The following is a 22405-nucleotide window of genomic DNA, read 5'->3' as shown; positions in this document are numbered from 1 at the left end:
GGAACTAACCTGATTTGTAAGTGAGCTTGTGAAGCTTAAGTGAACAGCATTGGTTCGGGTGTATACTGAAGCCATGTCAGGAAAAGCCGAACAGAATAAACTTCATAAAAAAAACAGCCTGCTGAGCGCTGCGCTTGCCCTTCTTTCCAGCCGGGATCTGGCGGAAGTCTCCATTTCGGACATTACCAACCGGGCCGGCGTAGCGAAAGGCACTTTCTATTCTTTTTTCAGGGATAAGGAAGAGATCCGGGACTATCTGGTCGACCGGGAATCCCAGCGCATTGTCCGTAATGCGCAGGACCAGCTCGACAAGGAAGATATCCGAAACTTTGACGATGCGGTCATTTTCATGATTTCCCGCATTCTTCAGCAGCTCTCCGACAATCCCCTGCTTCTGCGTCTGATCCGCCGCAGCCTTTCCATGGGCGTCTTCCATAAGGAACTGCAGAGCACCCTGGGTCAGGGCGGTCTCGATCTGGCGAATCGCTTTGAAGCCAAGGCCCGCGAATGCGGCGTGAAATTTGAAAATGCCCAGCTCGTCTATTTCATGATTCTCGAACTGACCGGATCCGTCTGTTATTCCTCGATTGTGTACGGCATCCCCTGTTCGATTGAAGAACTCAAACCCGTTCTGTTCGATACCCTCCGCGCCATTCTGGCTTCGGCCAAAAAGAACCCGCAGGAGGACACCCCCCTGCATTAGTACCTGCATTAATACCTGCATTAACGATTGAAAATACCCGTACCCCGTGTGCTGAATCCATACAAAAAGGAGATCCGTTCCAGCAAATTGCTGAAAATAGATCTCCTTTTTCCTTTTCTGTTCCTGGTTATTCCACCGTTTTCCGGTGAATCGCGTCTCTCCTTCTCTTCGCTCATTGGAAAGAGTAAACGCAGCGAACAAGAGTTCAGCCAGCGCATTTTCGCGTTTCCTTCACCAGTCCCCGCTCTCTTATTTTTGTTTTCTCCTTCCATCAAGGAGAATGAGGGGATTTTTCCGAAATGGCGTTTTCTGCAATCGAGGGGTCAGGCGGTTCTTAATTCTGAAACCAGTTTCCCGTAATCCCGTTTCCTTCGAAAAGGGATCCTCGATCGCTGGCTATAGCTGTCACCTTCGTCTTTATGGATCGTTCTGCGAACCGCAGCCTGTATTTTTCCTGATCGATTCCTTTACCTGTCTAAGCCTGTTCCAAAATCTTGCAGACGTCGACCCAGCTTTCGGCATTGGCGTATCGATACAGTTCCTCGAGGTTCATACGAATGGCGCTGTTCGAACTGCCGCAGGCTGGATAGACATAGTCAAAGCGGCGCAGCGATTCATCGAGACAGACGCGAACGTCTTCCGGATTAGCAAACGGACACACGCCGCCGATCGCATGACCGGTTCGCCCTTCCACATCTTCGGCATTGAGCATGGAGGGTTTCAGTCCGAACGTTCTTTTGAATTTTCCGTTATTGACCTTCGCATCGCCGGCAGCCACGATCAGAATCGTATCGTTCTCCGGTCCATAAAAGGAAAGCGTTTTGGCGATATGTTCCGGCTCGCACCCCAGCGCCTGTGCGGCAAGCTCTACGGTCGCGCTGGACTGATCGAGTTCAATGATTCGATCGGCGATATTCTGCGCTCCAAATGCTTTGCGTACATTTTCAATAGACATGAATACTCCCTCTCTCTTTTCTTTACTCGGATACTCTGCTGTTCCGCCCTCCAGATTTCTGGAGGCTTTTTTGTTTTTGGATCGTCTTCCGTCCAGAAGCGGAATTCAACAACAGATTTTTCGCCTTTCCTTTCCCGTTTTCAAGTTCTCCGGAAAGACTTGCCTGTCTCCATGGCGAAAAGCCGCAGATTTTGCGCAATTCTGCGCTCTGTTCCAAGGACAGTGATAGTCAAATTGAGCTTTCCTGCTGCAAGAATGCAAAGAACACTCTCAAAAAATGAAAAGAACCTTCTTCTGGCTATGGATATGATGAAAACAAGTGAAAGCGATCGTACGGTGCAGGAATCGGGCGCCTGCAGACGACAGACAAACCCGCTTTGACTCACTTTCGATACACAAAGGAGAAAAGGAAAAGATGAATAAACGATTTCGAAGAGTTTCTTCGGCGGCGCTCAGCCTTCTGCTGATTGCCTCCCCGGTTTCCCCTCTGCTCCATACGCTTCCCGTTCTGGCGGAAGAAACCGAACTGGCCGAATCCTATACGTTTGACGGAACGGCTTCGACACGCATCAGCATTACCGATCAGCTTCCCGCCTATGGCGAAGCCGATACGATGATCTGGTCCGGAACCTTCCAGGCGAACGCTTCCAATAACGCCATCGTGGCGCTGATGTCGGTCTGCGGCAATGACAACGCCAACGACTACATGACGCTTTATGTCCGCCCGGGCACAAACAAAATCGGTTTTGAATTCCGTAAAGTCACCGGTGCAAGTTACAAAGTATCGCAGGAAGCCAATTTGCAGGTGGGAACCGACAAACACGAATTTGAACTGGTCGTTTCCAGCAAAGGCTATTTTCTGACGGTTGACGGCGAAGAACTGATCGCTTCCCGTCAGAGCGGGGCTTTAACTTTAATGAACTGCGGGTATACCGATCTGCGCATGACCCTTGGCGGCATGGACCGCACCGGAAAAAGTTCCATGTCCGACAACTGGTTTTTCAACGGAACCATGACGAATGTCGCCGTAAAACTCGAACAGCGCGACGTTCTTCCCGAAGCGTTTGCAGAAATCAGCGGCGCTTCCTTTGACGGCAGTCAGATGCAGGGCAAAACGGCACCGCTTCCCGAAGGACTGAATGCGACAGACGGCTGCAGCGCGGCGGTCATTTTCCGGGTAAACAGCAGCGCCGAAGGCTTCATGCCTATCGCAAGTCTGAAATCGGCCGATGCTTCGACGATCTATACGCTAGGTACGACAGGAGATTCCCTCCAGCTTCAGATCACGGCCAGCGGAACCGTACAGTCCGTAAATCTCGATTATCCGGCGGGCACGCTGTACACTGGCGGCGCTCATACCGCCGTTGTGAACTTTACGAGCACTGGCGTTTCCGTTGTCCTCGACGGGCAGGCGGCCAAAGTGATCGAACAGCCGTTGTCTTTAAACAGTCTGACGCAAATTGAACTGGGCAAGAGCGCGGATGCCGCGCTGAATGGCGACATTACCGCCGTGAAGTTTTACAATCACGCGCTTTTGGAAGAAGAAGCAGCCAATGTAACTCAGTTTACGACCGGCCGGCTTCCGAAAACGGGCTATCGAACGAGCATTCTTTCCCTCGTTCAGCCAGGCGACTACGGGTCCGGATACTACCGCATTCCCTGTCTGGTACGCACAAACAGCGGCGTCCTGGTGACCGCAGCCGACAAGCGCAACGATACCCAGATGGACCAGTACAACATCGACACTATCGTTCGCCGCCGGGTAGGCGGCGAGTGGAAAGAAGGCCAGGTCATCATCGACATGCCGGATATTGAAGGAACCGGCAGCGAACAGAAAGACTCCAATACGATCGATGCCGAACTGCTCAACGCGACTCTGCCGGACGGTACGAACCGTGTCTTCTGTCTGGTGGACTTCTTCCCGCAGAACATCGCCTGCCTCATGAACGGTTCCGACCTTTCTCTTGGTCACGGCTATATGGAAGTGAACGGCAAGAAGTATCTGAAACTGCTTAACGATGACGAATCCGAAGTGTACACCGTACGCGAAGGCGGTCACATCTTTAACGCTGCCGGCGAAGATACGGGAGCGACCTTCCGGGAAAATTCAGACGGATCGATCGGAAACCGCGACTACGGCTGGCTGACCGGCCCGAATGGCGAAGACTGGGGAAGCTGCTGGATGTACAGCGGCGAAGATAAAGGTCACCTGCATGCGGTCCGCAACCAGCATCTGATGCTTACGTATTCCGATGACGACGGCGAAACGTGGTCTTCGCCAAGACTGATCACCGATCAGGTCAAGGAAGACTGGATGAAGTTTAACGGAACCGGTCCGGGACGCGGCATTCAGCTCGAACACGGCGAACACGCCGGACGCCTTGTCTTCTCGACGTATTCCATCGCCAACAACTTCAACTCGCAGGCCTCCAGCATCATATACTCGGATGACTATGGCGAAACGTGGACACGCGCCCGCTCGCCGCTCGAATGCGCAGGCGCCGACATCAGCAGCGAAACGTCCGTCGGCCAGTATGGTGTAACGACCGAAAACCAGGTCGTTGAACTCAATGACGGTTCCCTGCTCATGTTCATGCGCAACTATTCGGGCAAAGTCAAAATGAGCAAATCCACCGACGGCGGCGAAACGTGGGGAGCAATCACTCAGACGGCGGTTACGGATGTGTATTGTCAGGTTGCCGCGACCCACACGAACTACAACGGCAAGGAATACGTGATTCTCGCCACCGCTCAGGGCCCCGGACGCACGAACGGCGCCACAACCGTGGGCGAAATTCAATCCGACGGAACGATCGACTGGAAAACGCCGAAGCAGTATTCCATCGGCTCCAACCAGTACGGCTGTCTGGAAGTCGTTGACGACGGCGTGATCGGCCTGATTTACGAAGCCGATGATGAAGCCGGCGCGCTGGCCATGCGCTATACCGAGTTTTCCATGGACTATCTGCTCGATGACGACGGACCGGCCGCAACCGTTCCGGCTAAAACGAACATGATCGTGACATGCGATCACAAAAACGGCGATGAAAATCAGGTCAAAGCCGGCGATACGTTTGAAATCACCTTTGAACTGAACGAACCGGTTTTCGTCAGCGGCGAACCAACGTTAAGCCTCACCTTCCAGCCGCTCAATACGCTCCTTCCTGCCGAAGCGCGTCAGGCCGTCTATGTAAGCGGCAACGGCACGAACAAGTTCAAATTCAAATACACAGTATCCGAAAGCGACCGGGCCGGCGAACTGTATACGGAACACATTGTCCGCGATGATCAGGGACAGCCGGCCAGGAGCTACTACGATGTGGAAATGTACACCCGCCGCACAACCTATCTTGGTTCCATCGGCCAGCTGAGTGCGGACTGGACCGATGCATCCCGGGATATCGCCGGCGCCCAAGCCATTGAAGGCGGCATTTCCAGCTGGGGCGATGTGGCCAACGCTACCGACGGCAGGGAAAACACCTTCTGGCATTCCTCCGGGCAGAGCGATGCCTATCTACTCATCGATCTGCAGGATGTCAAAGCCATTAGCGGTCTGCGCTATTTGCCAAGGCCGACAGGAAGTACGAACGGCGATATTACCGAATACGAAATTTCCGTCGGCATGGATCCAGACAGTCTGCGTGTAGTCAAATCCGGAACCTGGACTACGCCCAAGGAATGGAAAGGTACGCTGTTCACACCGGTTTACGCCCGCTATGTCCGACTGCGCGCCATTCGCGGTACCGGCGGATTTGGCAGTGCGGCCGAAGTTCGCATTCTTGCAGCCGGCGACGACGAAACTGCCCTCTTTACGGACAATTTACAAACCGCGATGGCAAAAGCCAGTTCGCTGCTTGAAGGCGATATGTCTTCTTTCCATAACAAATCGAGTGCGCAGGACGCTCTCGAAACCGCAGTAGAAGCAGGCTGGGCTGCCCTTCGCGACTACCAGTCGCAAGAGGCGATCGACGATGCGACAGACGCTATTCATTCCTTGCTGCTCGATCTGCGCAAGCTTCCCGATCCGGACACCCTGCCCGAATAACTGCTCTCTTTCTTTTCACCATTTTTCAGCTGTGCTGCCTGGCCAGTACGGCCGTAAAGGACAGAAAAGCCGGAACAGGCGAAACTGCATAATGCAGTCGCCTCTTCCGGCTTTTTTCTGTGCAGTTCCAGCCAAGTCGCGGACAGCTGGCCAAAACGGCGCACAGAAAGCGCCCGGAACAGAGAAAAGCCAGACTGCAGAAGATCACAGTCTGGCTTGAAAAAGCGAAGAAGGAAGAAGCAGGGTCGAAAACCTGTTTCTTGAACCTGTTTCTTGAACCTGCTTCTAAAACGTACTTCTGAACCTTACTTTGGAAGGTTTGCCGAAGACGGCGTTTTGCGCAGAGCGAGCAGTGCACGGTTGAGCGTGATGCAGGAGGCATCCAGTTTGGCCTGATCGTCTGCTGCATCTTTCGTTTCGAGTGCTTTGGCTTTCAGTGCAGCAATCGTATCCTGCCCGGCTTTGCCGAAGTCTGCCGTCCTGAGCGCATTGGCTTTGGCAAGAATCTGATCGATCAGCGTGTAGTCCAGAACGGCTTTCTTTTCGAGTGCGTTCAGAGCATCGTTCAGCGTTTTGGCCGCCGCATCGAGATCGGCCTGGCTGTTCTTGTCGCTCAGTGCTTTTTTCGCGGCGTTTACTTTCTGATCCAGAGCCGCCCAGTCGGTCGTATCCACATAGCTGTCGCGGTCGAGTTTTTCTGCTCGATCGATTGCGGCGCTCAGTGCTGTGGTATTCAGACTGGCTTTTGTAACCAGCGCATCCATCGCGTCGTTCAGCGCTTTGGCTGCAGCGTCGATTTCGTCCTGGCTGTTCTTATTTTCCAGAGCGGTTCTGGCGCTGGCGAGCGTTTCATCAAACGCATCCCAGTCGGTTGCGCCGATGTAATCGCTGCGCGTCAGCTTGTCCGCCGAAACAATCGCTGTGCTCAGCGCATCCACATTCAGGCTGGATTTAGCTACAAGGCCTTCGATCGCCTGCTCGAGACGGGCTTTTGCAGCATTGATATCGGTCTGTGTGCTCAGGGCATCACGGCCGGCGACAACTTCGTCGAGAACGGCCTTGAAGGCTGCCCACGAAGCTGGCGTGTAGTCCGCTTCATTTTTTGCCTGGGCAATCTGAATCTGGGCATCGAGAGCTGTAAAGGAAAGTTTAGCGGAAGCCTTGAGATCTTCCAGCGTCCAGTTGGTCGCGCTGCGGATGCTCATCTTGCCGTCCTTGCCAATTTCGACAGGCAGCCATACGTAGCCGGATGTGCCCAGAGAGCTTCTGGTCCAGCGGTCGCCCATGTAAATGAACTTGCCATTTTCCGGATCTACCGGGATGAAGCAGGTGGATTGCGTATGGAATGTTGTCTTGGACGTGTCATTGACACAAGGATCGCCGACGACGGTCCATGGGCCGAGCGGATGATCCGCCATGGCGTACTGCGCCTGGTTTGGATCCCAGCCGGTGCATCCGGACGTCATCAGATAGTACTTGCCATCGTATTTGAACATGGCCGGAGCTTCGCGGGAAGAATTGATGAAGTTGCGGGTGTAATCGGTAGCGGCGACTTCTTCTGCCGACAGTCCGGTTCCGTCCACGCCGCCTGTGCGATCCTTCGCCAGTCCGGTGTAGGCGTCATTGAGGCGGGCGATATACATCGTCGCGTTCATATCCGAGGAGTAAATCACATACGCCGTTCCGTCCTCGTCCTGGAACAGGTTCATATCGCGGACTGCACCGCCGGTACCGTCAGATCCATGATCGGATACATGTTCCGCCGCGTAGAGACGGACGGTGGAAACGAGCTTGAACGGACCTGTAGCGCTGTCGGAAACCGCAATGCCGGCGCGGGCACGGCCGTAGCTTCCGCCGCTGGACGGGGTACGTCCATCCGAGTGGAACCACATGACATACTTGCCGGTATCTTCGTTATAAATGACTTTCGGACGTTCCATGACGCTGCGGTCGTTGGCGAGATTCCAGTAGGTTTCTTCCGCCTTGTTTTCGTACTGCGGATCGTCTGGTTCTTGATCTCCGTAGTCGCCATAGAGGGCGCTGAAATACGGATCGGTTTCGAAGATGGAGTAATCGGCTTTGTAGCCTTCATTCTGATCTTTTCCGTAGTCTTCGCTGCTCACCGGAACGGTACGGAGGACAACGCCTTCGTCGGTCCAGTTGTACAGGTCATCGGACGTGTACAGATGAACACCGGCCATCGGGGTATAGCCGCTTGCACGGTCTTCGCCGTACCACGCCCATTTTTCCTGGCCGTCGATCTTCAGTTTCTGGACCTGACCGCCGTGAGCCTGAATGTAATTGCCGTTGTTGTCGACCCAGGCGCGGTTCGAATCGCCGCCAAAGGACGTGTAGGTGAAGGTTTCCTTCAAGCTGTCGTAGGCTTTTTCCATCGCCCGGTACATATCGCGCAGTTCTTCCTGCGTCGCGCCTTCTTTGGTGATGAGCGCCTGCGCTTCAGCTTTTTGGGCGTTGTAGGCGTCGAGGCTGTCCTTGCCGAAGGTGCGATCGGTCATGTCTTCTGCCTGTTTTGCGAGCAGAGCGGAAAGGGTTTCGCTGGTCCATTCCGGAGTTGCCTTGACGATGACATAGCTGATCAGCGGGTCGGCGTACTGGCTCGTGCGGTTCGGGTTATGAACGAATACATTGAGTTCGCCGTCATTTACGGTAACGTCCCAGGTCTGTTCAACGAGCTGACCCTTGGTCAGGGTAAGACCCGATTTTACCGTCTGATCTTCGAGAACGACATCGACTGGACGGGTATCCCACGGGTTTTTGAAGCCGAGAGTGACGGTGTAATCGTCATTGACGCGCTCTGGAAGTTCAAAGCTGAATTTGAAGCCGGACTCTCCGCTGACGTAGTCGATCGAATCGCTGGTGTACAGATAGCTGTCTTCAAGCGAGGTGGAATTGCCGCCGGCGGCCGAAATGGAATGTACGCCGTCTTCCTCGAGACCCCATTTGAGACCGGTCAGCGTATCGGTTTTCAGCTTCTGGGAAACCGAAGACTGATACAGACCGCGCTTGATATTGGACGGAGTTACGGACGGATCCGTAGTTCCGGCGTTGAAGACGTAAAGAATGCCGTCGTTGGCCTGAATTTCCTGTTCGGTCCAGGTTTTCGCCGGGTTGGTGATGTCCTGAATCTTGTCGGTAAGCGATTTGGTCAGATCGTCTACACCCTTCTGCGTCGTTTCCGGATTGCGCAGCGCATCGAGAGCGGACTGATGCAGATCGCCAAGCACCTTGATGTCCGCTGCCGAAGCCTTGCTCAGATCGAGTCCCTTGATCGCATTGACCGCATCCTGCAGAGCGTCGGTATCGAGCACTTTCGAAATTTCGATGAAAGCGAGCGTCGGGTCGGGCTGGCCGGACTGCTTTCTAATGACAAGAATCGAATCACTGTCGCCGGAAACTGTGGCCCGACCGGTGAAGGTATTCCAGTTGTTGCCGCCGTTCCAGGTGTTGGACGAACCGAGTTTTGTTTCGGTATCGCCCTGCTTCATATAAATATCCATCTTTCGGCTGGACGTTGAATCTTTCCACCATTCCTTAAAGCCAAGGCGGATCGAATACGTGCCGGCTTTGAGCGGGAACGCGTACTGAATGGCCTGATTGTTATAGGCGTACCAGCCGGAATCGTAGCTGTCATTCACGCTTGAGCTGCTGTGTTTGCCAAGATCCTCGACGTAGCCCCATATCTTTCCGTTTTCCGGATCATATTTCTGATCATAAGTCTCGTTGAGGATATGGCTGGTTTCTACGGCTTTGGAATAGCGCGGGGAGCCGGCGTTGTTGCAGTCGACTACCCAGGAAAGCAGCGGAGAAACCGTTTCGATTTTGCAGGAAGCTTTGATCGCTGTGCCGCTGACGGTGCCTTCGAGCGTTCCGTTCGAGCTGAGAGACTTGCCTTCGGTATCCCATACGACGGTTTCTTCCGTCGTTGTATCGTCAGACCAGTTTGCCGAAACGGTCTGCGGCAGACGGGCATCAAAGCCGGACGGTGTATATACGGTCACGGAATCGAGACCGAGAATCGTCGCGCCGACGGGTGTTACACGCACGCCGCATTTGGCCATGAGGCCGCCGTCTTCTGTGACGGCACGGATAGTCGTTCCGCCTTTGGCTACAGCTGTGATTTTTCCGTTTTCATCGACGGTTGCAGCGGCCGGGTTCGACGAAGTGAAGGTGACCTTTTTATTGGTCGCATTTTCCGGTGTGATCGTCACCTGCAAAGAATACGTATCGCCCGGATGGAGATCGAGTTCATCCTTGTCGAGAGCAATGCCGGTCACTTCCGGTGTCTCCGGCGTAGAGGCGAACACGAGTTTTACACCCTGGTCATTGGACGATTCGTTCGATCCAATGTGCAGGCGGGTACCGTTTTTCGTTGCGATCGCAAACGTGATTTCTGCGACATCCAGATTTTTCTCGAGATACTTCTGAATCAGTGTGCCGACCGGGATACGAACTTCCGTATCCGTATCATCCACCGAGAACGTTTCTGATTCGGCTTTGCCAAGATCCTGGTCTACCGCCGGCTGGTTGTACCATGTCACGGCGTTTTCTACGGAGGTGCTTCCGCCGCCGTTATCGGTTCCATCGCCGGCGACCCAGTTCGAGTCCGCCACAGCCGCCTGCAGCACTTCTTCTGTGGCGCTTCCTGCATGTTTGGACTGATAAATGATCGAAAGATCCGCATCGATCCTGGAAAGATCGGAAGGCAGAGTGTTTTGATCTAACGCATAGCGAACGAAAGCAATTTTGCAGTCGTAATCGGAATTGGGTCGTTCGCCTTCGCCAAGCAGGCCCTGCGAAGCGTTGCCCTGAACCTGAAGGAAGGCTTCGGAACCATAGTTCTTTCCGGCTTCCTCACCCCAGGACTGAATATGGGTATCCGACTGAGCCGCAAGACCTTTGCGGTTTGTCGAAGCCGGGGTATATTCATCGGTTTTCGCAAATTCAGCGAGCGCTTTTCCGTTGTAGGGAATAACGATAACCTTGCTTCCGTGTTCATCGTTGCCGCGGTCATCGTCCTTTTCAGAGTCAATAACGGCCAGCGTCATGGCTTTGAGCGTCCCATCTTCAATGTAGACGCCCGGACGTTCCAGTTTGGTCCAGGAGTTTTTCGTTCCATCGGTGTACTGCAGATGCTGAGCCATCGTTTCGGCGCTGTAGGCTGTACCCGTATGCAGAGTCCAGTCCTGAACGCCGTCGTAGCTCGTCAGATAGTAGGCATACTTTTCCTGCCAGTTGTTTACAACAATGTGATACATGCCGTCGGAATACCAGAGAACCGGGTCTTCCAGCGCGCTCGTGTTCATTCCCGGAATGTCCCACCACAGTTTCTGACGCTGCGTCGTCCAAGGACCGCGTACCGAAGCAGCAGTGGCAATATCTCCGTCACGGCCGGTCGCCAGATACGTGCCGTCCGGACGCTGGGTAATGGTAACGTTGCTCAGACGGAACTTGCCGTCGGTCTCCATGATTCCGACGTGTTCCCATGGTCCGTCGGGCGATTTGGAAATATGAATGGATCCGTTCATCTGATCGCCGTGCAGACCGGTATCGCTGACGGAAATCGCGTAGCGATAGCCTTCCTTATAGGCTGGATCCGTTTTGGAAATTTCAAAAGCGAAGACGTTATGACCGGCGCCTTCGTAGTAATCCGGCCAGAGCATGCCCTGATCGGTATACGGGCCTTCCAGATTGTCGCTGGTCGCATAGACCGCTACTGATCCGCCCCAGCCGCTGTGGCCGTTGGCCTGATCCCAGCGGGAGGCGAACATGTAGTATTTATCCTTGCCCGTTTCGGCATCCGTTCCCTTAAGGATGGTGCCGTCCCAGTAGCAGTAGTTCGCCAGGGTGCGGTCTTCCAGACCGTTGTCCTGGTCGCGTTTTCCGACCAGAGGAACGCCCCAGACATCGTCTTTAAGTTCGCTCAGAATGGTCATCGGCATGAAGCCGTCGACAAATGAGGCCATTTTTGTCGTTTCCTGCGAACCGTCGTCGGATGCGTCATTTTGCGCGGGAGCGGGGGAACTCTGCGCAAGAATCGACATCGGCGTACCAGCCATCAGCAGTGCAGCCAGCAGACAGCTCGTTCCTTTTCGAAAAGATTTGTGCATAAATTTCCTTTCCTTATGGTGATGCGGTCGTGTCCTGACCCTCCCGTGCTGCCAAAACCTGGTTTCGATTCCGGCAGGACAGACGGCAGGACAGACTTTCTCAGTTTTACTAAAACCGCTGTACCTTTACGCTATTCCGAAAGCGCTTTCGGATCAAGTCGCATTTTTCGTCGAATTCGAAAACGCGTGTGTTTTTCTGTAAATTGGGCAAAAAGCAAAAATGCACAGGGTAAAAATCGATCACAACCTTTATGTATCGCACAAAAAGGACAAATTTATCCCTTCTCTTTTCGCGCGGCGATCCCGACATCTCTTTTGGCATCGACTAAAAACCCAGTAAATCAGCAGGTAGAATATGGTAAACAATCCCAGAGGCGCATGGAAAAAGGCGGCTCGTTTCTGTTCGAAAACAGAGGCGAGCCGCCTGAATTTCTGGAAAGCGAAATAAAGCAGAATAGGAAATCTATGGAGAACAGGAATTCCGGCCAAACGATCTGAGCTATGTCCTTATTCCAAAGCCTTGCCGTGCGGACGATCCCAGTAGCCGTAGCGCGGATTCATCTTCCACAAATACCAGAAGGCGACAATGGCGGACAGGCCTTCCGCAACCGGCGATGCCACCCATACACCCTCAAGCTTGAAGAGAAACGGAAGTCCGAGAATGCAGGCCGTCTGAAAGAAGAACGTACGCGTCAGCGAAAGAATCGCAGAAACGACTCCGTTATTGAGAGACGTGAAGAAGCCCGACATCAAAATGTTGAAACCCGTAAACAGGAAGCTGAACGCGTAAATGCGAATCGCGTGAATCGTCAGATTCATCAGCGTCGGCGAATAGGAAACGAAAACCATGCTCAGCTGGCGGGCGAACACTTCTGCGCCTGCAAAAACGAGCAGACTGCCGACGATCGTGATTTTCATGGAAATGCCCAGCAGGTTTTTGAGTTCCTTATGATTTTGCGCCCCGTACTGATAACCGATGCAGGGACCAACGGACATCGTGCAGCCGAAGAAGACGGCAGTACAAAGAAACGTGATGTACTGAATGACGCCATACGCGTTGACGCCGTCCGATCCGATCAGCCGCATCAGCTGCCCGTTATACAGCATGAGTACAAAGGAAGCCGAAAGGTTGGTGACCATTTCGCTCATTCCGTTAAAGCACGACTGCCCAAGCGCCTTCAAGCGCCAGGAAAAGCGGACGAAATGAATCGGCGCTTCCTTATGCCGGAAAAACCAGATCAGCGGAATGATGGAACTGGTAATCCAGTTGATCGCCGTAGCCGCCGCGGCGCCGAAAATGCCCATGTGTCCCCAGCCGATCAGGGCAAAATCCAGAACCATGTTGGAAATGCCGCCAAACAGCGTAATCGCCAGTCCCAGTTTCTGCTTGCCCGCCGTTACGAGGAAAGACTGAAACGACGTATGGAGAAAGAAGAACGCCTGAACGGCAATAAGCGGAGCCCCATACAAAATACAGTCGGCCATCAGCTCATCGGTCGCACCCAGAAGGCGGCTGATCGGTTCCAGAAAGACCAGGGTAACGACCGCAACCACAATGCCGACCAGCACTTCAAATACGATCAGCATCGAAAAGTATTCACACGCCAGCTGCTGCTTGCCCTCGCCAAGCGTCTTGGAGATGAGCGCGTTGCCACCGCTGCCGATCATGAAGCCAAACGCACCAAGCATCCCGACCGCCGGCCAGATCAGGTTGAGGGAGGAAAAGGCCTGATCGCCGACCAGGTTGGAAACCGCCAGACCATCCACAATGGTATACAGCGAAGTAAACACCATCATCACCATGCTCGGTAAAGCAAACCGTAAAATCTTCGGCAAGGTAAAGTGATCCGCAATTGTCATTTTCATCCTCTGTCCCCTCCTTCTTTCCGGCTCGATGCATCGAAGCAGAATGCCCGATCGAGCCTTATCTTTCGGATTTTTTAATCTTTTTTGCGCGTGGCTATATTTATAGCATGCATAAAAATTCTCTTCAACTCCCGCATTCCGACCGACTGTCTCTGTCCTGCAGGTTGCGCACCGCAAAAAAGCACCTGGATTTCCAGGTGCTTAAAGACGTTCTTTCTGTTTATTCATTCCCTCTCCGCGTGTCTTAACGGAAAAGGCCCGACTCGGCAATCCGCCGCGCAGCTTCCTTTACTTCCTCATCCGAACGAACGAGGGCGAAACGCACGAAGCGCTCCCCTTCCTTGCCAAAGCTGGTTCCCGCATTGACCAGAACGCCCGTCTGTTCCAGAAGAACGTTCAGGAATTCGGAAGAATCCACATAGCGATCCGGAATGGGTGCCCAGACAAACATCGTCGATTTCACGGGATCGATGGCCCAGCCCGCTTTGCCAAATTCGTCGATGAGCAGTTCGGCCCGGCGCTTGTATTCCGCGCAGACTTGCCGCGAGAAATCCCCGGACTGTTTCAGAGCCGCAATGGCGCCCTGATGAATCGGCGCAAAGCTCTGAAAATCGATGGTGTTAAGCAGCTTGGCGTACGGTTCGATCAGATCCTTATTGCCGACCATGACCGCCATGCGCGCGCCGCCCATCGAATAGGCTTTGGAAAAGGAATTCAGTTCAATGCCGATTTCCATGGCTCCGGGATACGCCAGAAAGCTTTTGCCCGGTTCGCCGTCAAAAATCAGTTCGCTATAGGCGTTGTCGTGGACCACGATGATGTCGTTGCGGGTGGCAAAATCGACCAGCTTCTCATAAAAGGCGTCGTTGGCGACGGCACCGGTCGGATTGTTTGGATAGGAAACGACCATCATGCGCGCCCGCTTTGCGACATCCTGCGGGATCGCGTCAAAATCGATCAGATAATCGTTTTCCCGTTTCATCGGCATGTAGTACACGTCCGCACCGGCAAGAGAAGGCGCGGTACGGTAAATCGGGTAGCAGGGATCCGGAAGCAAAACCAGATCGCCCGGATCGCATAACGCCATCGGGATATGACTAAGCGCTTCCTGGCTGCCTTTCAGCGGGAAAATTTCTTCCGCTTCCAGCGAAACGCCATAGCGGCTGGCATACCATTCCTGCACGGCTTCAAGCAGATCGGCACGGGGCGAGAGCGAATACTGATAATTGTCATCGTCCAGGCACGCGTTCGCGATGGCCTGCTTTACCGCGTCGCAGGGCGGAATATTGGAAGATCCGATCGAAAAATCTATGACGGAATTTCCCGTTCTTGCCGTATAGGCTTCCTTAGCCGCAAACAGATCCGAAAACGACGGAGCGCTGATCTCTTTTACGCGGCGTGCTCCATATTTCATAGACATATCCTCCACTTTGAAAACTCATTATAAAGAGTTTGCCTCCCGCCGGCGTCGGCCCGGCGGGAATTTCTCCAAATTTCGCCCCATCCCGCTCAAAAACTCCCTGGAAAAAGCGTTTTCGATCTGTGTTCCGTTCGGCCTTTCGACTCTGTCTTTTGACGTCGTCTGAACTCTGTATGTGTAAAACGAGAACCGAAAGCTGCTGGCAGAGAACAGGATGCAAAGCATCGGAAACCGAGAACGGGCGCGCAGGGCGAATGTACAAAGACCGGCTAAAACTTTGTGTTCAGCTTTCCGTTGACCATCGTGCCCAGTACCTCTGGACGGCTTGTCTCGGTCCATTCCTGATCCAGGAACGTCAGATCGGCCAGAAAACCCGGTTCGATTTTTCCCAGCTCGTTTTCCTGATGGGACATGTAGGCGCTTTCTTCGGTTACGGCCGATCGAATTTCGTCCATCGTCAGCGCATCGGGCATATGCAGGGCCCAATAGGCATTTTCAAACACATCGCAGTCTTCAATCGGGCAGTCGGTCCCCATGGACAGGTGCGTACCGCGCTTGAGCGTTCCAAACGCGTAGCTGGTCGCAGCCTTTTCTTTTCCGACCCGCGATTCAACGACCGCCTGATCCGCTTTCCAGAATACCGGCTGCGCGTAAACGCAGATGTGCTGGTCGATCAGCCGCTGTACCAGATCGGCATCAGTAATCTGCACGTGCAAAATGCCCCAGCGAAGCGTATTTTCGGCATCCTGATAGCGCGCAAAGACATCGAGAATCTGGCGAATGGCCTGATCGCCGATCGCATGAAAGACAACCGGCCGGTCCAGTTCCTTGCACGAACGGACGAAGGCGTCCATCGCGGCTTCATCCATCGTACGGATGCCGCGATTGCCCGGATCGTCCGCATAGTCTTCCTGCATCCAGGCCGTTCGTCCGCCCAGCGCTCCATCCGCGAAGCCCTTGAACGGACCGTACGTATGCGTCGGAGTGCGGTACGCTTCAAACGCGTCCATGAATTCGCGCATTTCTTTTGGATCGGTGATGTTGACCTGATGATGAATCCGGATTTTTTCGGACGCTTTTTTATAGAGCGGCAGGCGGCGTCTCCAGTTTCCGCTTTTCAAATCCGCCGGCTGCACCGCGGTCAGCCCCTTTTCCAGGCAGTGATCGACGGCTGCGTTGAGCTGTTCTTCTTCGTTTTCTTCGAGCAGCTTCATAAAAGGGAGGCAATCGTCCTCGCTGAAAATGCCGTCTTCTTTCCAGCAGCCGGCTTTTTGCATCGCCGCGCTGTTGGCCGTAAGAATGTGTGTACAGGAGCGTTCGATGACAATCGGTATGTCGGCGCTGACGGCGTCGAGATCCGTTCGGGTCGGCATCCGTTTTTCGTTCAGATCTTCCTGATTCCAGCCCATGCCATGGACGACCTGCTCGCTTTTGTCGATCTGCTCCTGAACGAGCGTCTGAATGTCCTTCATGCTTCTCGCGTTCTGGAGCGGCGCGCAGCTGAGTGCCTGTCCGGTCATGATCAGATGAAGGTGCGAATCATGAAATCCCGGATAAATCCAGGCGCCTTTTGCATCCACACACTCATCCGACTCGTTTTGAAGGGTCTCCAGGGTTCCCGTTTTCTCGATTCGCGCATCATTGATCAGCAGCGCCGTATCGTCTGGATGCGCGTAAATGTGCGCATTGAACAGTAAAGTTTTCATTTGGCTTCTCCCATTTTCAAAAGAAGAGACTGTCTCTCTTTCCTGAAGGTTTCTGTCGTATTTCGATCGTTCTTTTCGAATTTTATATATAGAAAAGCCGGAATGGGCATCCGGCTTTTTTTCAGTATGAGTTTTTATCGTGAACTGGGCGAAAAATTACTCTTCGATCGTTACGTACTTGTAAACGAACGGTACGCCAACTGGGTTGTCGACGAGGTTTTTCACTTTCGGGTTCAGCAGATCGGATGCACCGGTCTGGAATACAGGGCCTACAGCCACGTCGTCCATGGCGATCTTTTCTGCTTCTTTCAGCAGTTCCCAGCGCTCTTCAGCCGATGCAGCGCTTGCGGCTTCATCGAGCTTATCGGAATAAGCGGTGTTCGGGTATTTACCGAAGTTGAAGGATCCGCCTGGGAGCAGAACGTTCAGATATGTAGTCGGGTCTGCGTAGTCCGGGCCCCAGCGGGTGAGAACGATGTCAAAGTCGCCGTTCTGCTGGGTTTTCAGACGGGCGTTCTTTTCCTGCTGAATCATTTCGATGTTCAGACCATCGAGTTTTGCGAATTCGGACTGGATGAATTCAGCGGCTGGTTTAGCAGGATCGCTTGGCTCAAACAGGAAACGCAGGCTGATGGTGTCCTTGCCGAGTTCCTTTTTCGCCTGATCAAACAGTTTCTGCGCTTCTGCAAGGTTGTCTTCGTAATCGCCGGCGAAGTAGGCTTCAGCGGTTTCACGATAGTCCTTGCCGTCTGGTCCGTTGGCCAGTGCTTTGGTTACAAAACCTTCAGCTGGGATGGATCCGTCTTTGAGGATTTCATCGGTCAGGTTGGTTTTGTCGACAACGAGAGTCAGCGCCTTGCGCAGGTTTTCGTTGGCGAGATCTTCGTTTTCAAAGTTGTACTGGAGGTACCAGAGGAAGCTTCCCAGTACAGAAGTGAAGGCTTCGTCGTCTTTGTATTTATCAACGAGCGAAGAGTTCAGACGGGCATAGTCTGCCGATCCGTTTTCGTAAGTCAGTGCGGCGGTCGATGGATCTGGAACAACGGAAATGTTGATTTCATCGAGGGCGACATCGTCAGCGCCCCAGTATTTCTGGTTCTTGACGAATTTGAGGGAGTTGCCCTTGGTCCAGTTTTCGAGTTCGAACGGACCGCAGAACAGCAGATTTTCCGGAGACAGACCGTACTGGTCGCCCTGTTCTTCTGCGAATTTCTGGTTGATGGGGTAGAACGGAGGGAATGTGGTCAGCGATACAAAATACGGAGTTTTACGGCTGAGCGTAACTTCGAGTGTCTTGTCGTCTTTTGCGGTAACTGCGATTTCATCTTTCTTTTCCGGGTCGCCCATGGCTTCATCTGCACCTTTGATGCAGGCGCCATCCGTTGTGAAGAGGTACGCATAGTCCGCTGTCGGGTCGGTAATGGTATCTTTCCATGCGTATTCGAAATCCGCCGCGGTAACGGGATCGCCGTTGGACCATTCGGCATCACGCAGATGGAAGGTATACGTCAGTTCATCGTCCGATACGTCGTAGCTTTCGGCAAGAGCCGGGACGATGTTGTGTTCAGGATCAGTGGTTTCCAGACCTTCGATAACCATGTTGATGGCTTCAAAGGACGTACCGTCGGTTGCCAGGGAGGAATCCATGGTAATGACATCGTTTTCCTTGATCAGGTTAAGAACCTGGGAACCAGTGGAAGATCCCGATGTGTTGCTCTGGTCTGTGCCGCCAGCTGGTGCGCTGGAGCAGGCCGCCATGGAAACAGCAGCCAGTGCGACTACGGACCCTTTTACAATCTTGTTCATAAAGAGTTCCTTTCTTCTTTTCCACCATTATACGAATCGCAATTCAAATAACGGTTGGATTTGGGAAAACCGAAAGGAATGATTTAAATGTGTTCGCTTTTAACCGGAAATTGATTTTTTCTCCTTCCGCTGTCGCTTTGCTTCAACAATCTGGTTAGCTATTTTTCAAAAACGAGGGCGCGCTTCCTCCACGCGACGCCCGCTGCCGTTCAAAACCGGATTCAGTCAGGAGAGAAAGGTAAAAACCGGTCGGAAAAGCCGCCCTACTCGTATGTGGCTCCGCTGGACACAAACGTCTGCTTTACAGTGTCAAACAGCCCTTTGTCCGTCAGACGAAGTTCCGGAATTACCGGCAGAGCCAGGAAGGCCAGACTGGTAAACGGGTCTACGCCTTTTTCAATGCCCATGGACTGTGCGAGCGCAATCAGACGATTCTGCTTCTCGACAATTTCTTCGGGTGCGGCTTCGCTCATCAGGCCGCCGACTTCCAGCGGCAGAGCCGCCTGAACGCGTCCATGAGAAGCCAGCGCATAGCCGCCGTTCATCTCGGTCAGGGCGTTAATCGCGCAGGCCAGATCTTCGCGGTTATCCCCGATCGCGATGACATTGTGCGCGTCATGCGCAAACGAGGAAGCGATGGCCCCGCCTTTCAGACCGAACCCTTTGACCAGACAGCTTTGAACAGCACCGGTTTTTCCATAGCGTTCGCAAAGAACGAGCTGACTGATGCCCGGCATGGCCAGCGGATCTTCTCCATCTTCGACGTACATCGTTCCATCGCGCGTGAGCAGTTCGCCTGGAATGAGTTCAATCCGGTGCAGATCGCCCGAGAATACCGGCAGATCGTCCGCCTGGAACGTCGGCAGATGCACGCTGTGATACAGCGGCGCAAAGCGTTTCCGCCGCTCTGCTTCGGTTTTCGCGTTTTCTGAAGACGACATGGCTTTGGTGAATTCCTCTTCGATCTGCGCGTACGGCTTTCCGTTTTTGTACACATCGATAATTTCAAAGTCTTTCAGATCCTTGACGATGACCAGATCCGCCAGATAGCCGGGAGCCACGGCTCCATGTTCTTTCAGTCCAAAATGGCGGGCGCTCTGAATGGTCGCCATGCAGACGGCTTCGATCGGGTCGGCCCCGACATCCACGGCCTTTTTCAGGCACCAGTCGATATGACCGCGCGTTTCGATTTCTTCGAGATGCTTGTCATCGGTACAGAACGAGCAGTTTTCCAGCGATACGCCTTTTTCGATCAGGCCCTGCAGGATGGCTTCGAGATTTTGCGCGCCCGATCCTTCCCGCAAAAACAGATGCAGACCGGCTTCCAGCTTTTCGATCGCCTCGTCGGCATTGACCGCTTCGTGATCACTCGTAATGCCCGCCAGCCGATACGCCATCAGATCACGGCCATGAACGCCGGGCGCATGCCCGTCGATGGGCCGGCTTTCAAACGTTTCCAGAATTTCCAGCATGCACTTATCTCCGTTCAGCACATCGTGAAAACGCATCACTTCGCCCAGGCCAAACACCTGATGATTTTTCACATACGGTTCCATATCCCGGGCCATAAAATCGCCGGCGCCGTTCGTTTCAAAACCGGTGGAGGGAACGGAAGAGGGCATCATCACATAAATATCGAGCGGAGAGAGCGCGGCTTCTTCGAGCATGTAGTCCAGCCCGGCTTTTCCGCCGGCATTGACGATTTCATGCGGGTCCGCCATCAGCACCGTCGTTCCCCGCTTCAAAAGCGGCAAAGAGACGCGAAGGGGCGAAGCCAGCGTGCTTTCAATATGAATATGGGCATCGATCAGACCCGGCAAAACATACGCGCCGTTCAGATCGTGCTCTTCCTTGCCGGTATACGATCCGATACCCGTAATTTTTCCGTCGTTGATCGCAATATCTTGGGATACGATCGTGTGGGTAAAGACATTGACGATGTTCGCGTTTTTCAGAACCAGATCGCTGTCTTCGAGTCCTCTGGCTTTACGTATCGTTTTCTGCATAAATTCAAGATTCATAAATGGATTCCTTCTTTATCCCCGGACAAAGAGACTGGTTCAGCGTGTTTCGAATCGTCTCGACCGCTTCAGGCCGATCCGTTTTTCGTGGACATTCTTTCCGGGGACAGAATTTTGTATTTCGTTTTCAAAGCGCCGATCTCGCCGGCCTGTTATGGAGCCGCTTTGGGGATCGGTTTGAGAAAGTATACCTTTGTCCTGCATAAAATTATAAGAATCTGGTCGAGAAACTATCCTTAGAAGACATTTTCATTTTTCATCGCCTGGGCGCCTGGCCAGATCTGCCCATCAAAAAAGAGCGCGTTTCCTGTTCTGGAAACGGCGCTCCTGCTTCTGCATTGGGTCATGAAAAGACCGGCTTTGGGCGATCGATCTGGCCTGTTCGATTGGACCATACGGCTAGCGGATATTCTGTCTGACCTTTTCGTTTCTTCAGTCTTTGAACTTGTCCGCATCCAGCATGCGGATGACTCTGGCCGGACTGCCGACAACAACGGCGTAATCGGGCACATCCCGGTTGACCAGCGAATTGGCACCGACGACGGCGTATTTTCCGACGGTAACGCCGGGAAGAATCGTCGCATTGGCGCCGATCCAGGCGCCTTTTTTGATGCGGATATCCGCGACGGTCAAAATATCGCGTTCATAAAAATCATGATTGTTTGTGATCAGCGCGCAGTTGAGCGCAATGCGCACATCGTCTTCAATCGTGATCTGGCCCGCACTCATGCACTTGCAGAAGGGCATGATGGAACAGTGCTTTCCGATATGAATATTGGATGCGAGATTGCAGTAAAACGGCGGACGAACGCGCGTACCTTCTCCTAAATCCGGCAGCAGTTCGTGCAGCAGCGCTTTATACTCCGCGCTTTCGGGCATGACTTGTCCCATTTCAAAAATCAGCCGGTCGGTACGTTCCCCTTCCGCCTTTCGAGCGGGATTGGGCTGGCGCAGATCCAGTTCTGTAAATTCAAACATGTTGGGTTTCTCCTTGTTCTGTATCGGTCCGGGCCAAAGTCAGAGCGGGCCGTTTTTCAGCTTTGATTGTATTTCCTCAGATTCGATCCGCCCTCTGGCGTGCATAGGACGGATGATACAGACCGCTCGGCGCATAAAATTCATCGCCGACATACGTAAAGCCAAGCTTTGTAAGAGCGCGCGCGGATTTTTTATTTTCCGGGCGATAGCCCGCAAACAGAGAATCGGCATTCAGCGTCAAAAACGCATACGCAATCACGGCCTGCGCAGCTTCCACGGCATAGCCGCGTCCCCAAAACGCGGGAAGCAGATGAAAGCCCAGCTCATACTCTCCGGCTTTTGTTCCATGCGGCCGCAGTCCATAGCATCCGACAAACTCGCCGGAAGCACACTCAAAAAGCGGCCAGTACTGCACGCCATATTCTTTATCGTTTTCGATTTCCAGAGCCAGCCGGGCGGCGATTTCGTCTTCGTCAAAGCAGCCGCCTGCGCAAATCCAGCGAGTAACCTGTTCATTGCCCCACAGCCGGCGCGCCAGAGCCAGATCCGACGGCGTCCATTTTGAAAATTCGAGCCGTTTCGTTTTAAAAAAATACATTCCGTCCATTTCCATAATCTCCGTTTTGAGCTTCCGTATTGTTTCCTTCTGTCCGTTTTCTCCGTTCCTTTTCTTTGTAAAATGTACCGCTCGTTCAACGCCGCAAACCTGTTGTGCTGCAAAAAGGTAAGCGTCAAATAAAAGACGGGTATTTTCTCGACCGCCTCCTTGGGATAATT

The 22405-nt window shown here is 53.3% G+C and carries 13 protein-coding genes; 4 read left to right on the top strand and 9 right to left on the bottom strand.

Going from position 1 to position 22405, the window contains the following annotated elements; all coding sequences use genetic code 11:
• Window positions 1-73: 73 nt before the first annotated feature.
• Both Q2J39_RS06905 and Q2J39_RS06900 read left to right on the top strand, forming a co-directional pair.
• The gene (locus tag Q2J39_RS06905) at window positions 74-703 is read left to right on the top strand and encodes a TetR/AcrR family transcriptional regulator (RefSeq protein WP_288339686.1); all 630 of its coding nucleotides are present in this window, start codon (window positions 74-76) and stop codon (window positions 701-703) included.
• A 48-nt stretch (window positions 704-751) separates the two neighbouring features.
• Window positions 752-1063: a hypothetical protein gene (locus Q2J39_RS06900; RefSeq protein ID WP_300927453.1), complete on the top strand. Its 312-nt coding sequence runs from the start codon at window positions 752-754 to the stop codon at window positions 1061-1063.
• A 115-nt stretch (window positions 1064-1178) separates the two neighbouring features.
• Here the strand turns inward: Q2J39_RS06900 and Q2J39_RS06895 are convergent, their stop codons facing one another.
• Window positions 1179-1658 (bottom strand): YbaK/EbsC family protein, encoded by a 480-nt coding sequence (locus Q2J39_RS06895; protein WP_230266878.1) that lies wholly within the window; start codon window positions 1656-1658, stop codon window positions 1179-1181.
• Between the two features lie 415 nt (window positions 1659-2073).
• On the opposite strand from Q2J39_RS06895, the gene Q2J39_RS06890 reads away from it, so the two are divergent.
• Window positions 2074-5703, top strand: a complete 3630-nt coding sequence (locus Q2J39_RS06890) for a discoidin domain-containing protein (RefSeq protein WP_288339689.1) — start codon at window positions 2074-2076, stop codon at window positions 5701-5703.
• Window positions 5704-6008: 305 nt separating this feature from the next.
• On the opposite strand, the gene Q2J39_RS06885 is transcribed toward Q2J39_RS06890, so the two are convergent.
• A complete protein-coding gene (locus Q2J39_RS06885; protein ID WP_288339691.1) occupies window positions 6009-11831 on the bottom strand; it encodes an Ig-like domain-containing protein in 5823 nt (1940 codons plus the stop codon).
• On the opposite strand from Q2J39_RS06885, the gene Q2J39_RS06880 reads away from it, so the two are divergent.
• Window positions 11826-12329, top strand: coding sequence for a hypothetical protein (locus tag Q2J39_RS06880; RefSeq protein ID WP_288339693.1), 504 nt, complete (start codon window positions 11826-11828; stop codon window positions 12327-12329). The genes Q2J39_RS06885 and Q2J39_RS06880 overlap by 6 nt on opposite strands.
• Before the next feature lie 9 nt (window positions 12330-12338).
• On the opposite strand, the gene Q2J39_RS06875 is transcribed toward Q2J39_RS06880, so the two are convergent.
• The 7 genes from Q2J39_RS06875 to Q2J39_RS06845 all read right to left on the bottom strand — a co-directional run bounded on the left by Q2J39_RS06875 (window position 12339) and on the right by Q2J39_RS06845 (window position 22226).
• Window positions 12339-13697 carry an MATE family efflux transporter gene (locus Q2J39_RS06875; RefSeq protein ID WP_288339694.1) on the bottom strand — a complete coding sequence of 453 codons (1359 nt, stop codon included), beginning with the start codon at window positions 13695-13697 and terminating at the stop codon, window positions 12339-12341.
• Window positions 13698-13941: 244 nt separating this feature from the next.
• Window positions 13942-15111: an aminotransferase class I/II-fold pyridoxal phosphate-dependent enzyme gene (locus Q2J39_RS06870; protein ID WP_288339696.1), complete on the bottom strand. Its 1170-nt coding sequence runs from the start codon at window positions 15109-15111 to the stop codon at window positions 13942-13944.
• 275 nt (window positions 15112-15386) lie between these two features.
• Entirely contained in the window at window positions 15387-16823 is a 1437-nt protein-coding gene (locus tag Q2J39_RS06865; RefSeq protein WP_288339698.1) for an amidohydrolase, read from the bottom strand.
• 156 nt (window positions 16824-16979) lie between these two features.
• The gene (locus Q2J39_RS06860; RefSeq protein ID WP_230266884.1) at window positions 16980-18629 is read right to left on the bottom strand and encodes a peptide ABC transporter substrate-binding protein; all 1650 of its coding nucleotides are present in this window, start codon (window positions 18627-18629) and stop codon (window positions 16980-16982) included.
• A gap of 263 nt (window positions 18630-18892) precedes the next feature.
• On the bottom strand, window positions 18893-20650 hold the full coding sequence (gene ade, locus Q2J39_RS06855; RefSeq protein ID WP_288339701.1) for an adenine deaminase: 1758 nt from the start codon (window positions 20648-20650) through the stop codon (window positions 18893-18895).
• Window positions 20651-21082: 432 nt separating this feature from the next.
• Entirely contained in the window at window positions 21083-21628 is a 546-nt protein-coding gene (locus Q2J39_RS06850) for an acyltransferase (RefSeq protein WP_288339703.1), read from the bottom strand.
• Window positions 21629-21704: 76 nt separating this feature from the next.
• Window positions 21705-22226: a GNAT family N-acetyltransferase gene (locus tag Q2J39_RS06845; RefSeq protein WP_288339705.1), complete on the bottom strand. Its 522-nt coding sequence runs from the start codon at window positions 22224-22226 to the stop codon at window positions 21705-21707.
• Window positions 22227-22405 lie beyond the last annotated feature (179 nt).

Origin of the sequence: uncultured Allobaculum sp. (assembly GCF_948576815.1) — a bacterium.
GTDB lineage: Bacteria > Bacillota_I > Bacilli_A > Erysipelotrichales > Erysipelotrichaceae > Allobaculum > Allobaculum fili.
The sequence above is the reverse complement of the archived record's forward strand: the minus strand, read 5'-3'. Positions and strand labels throughout refer to the sequence as shown.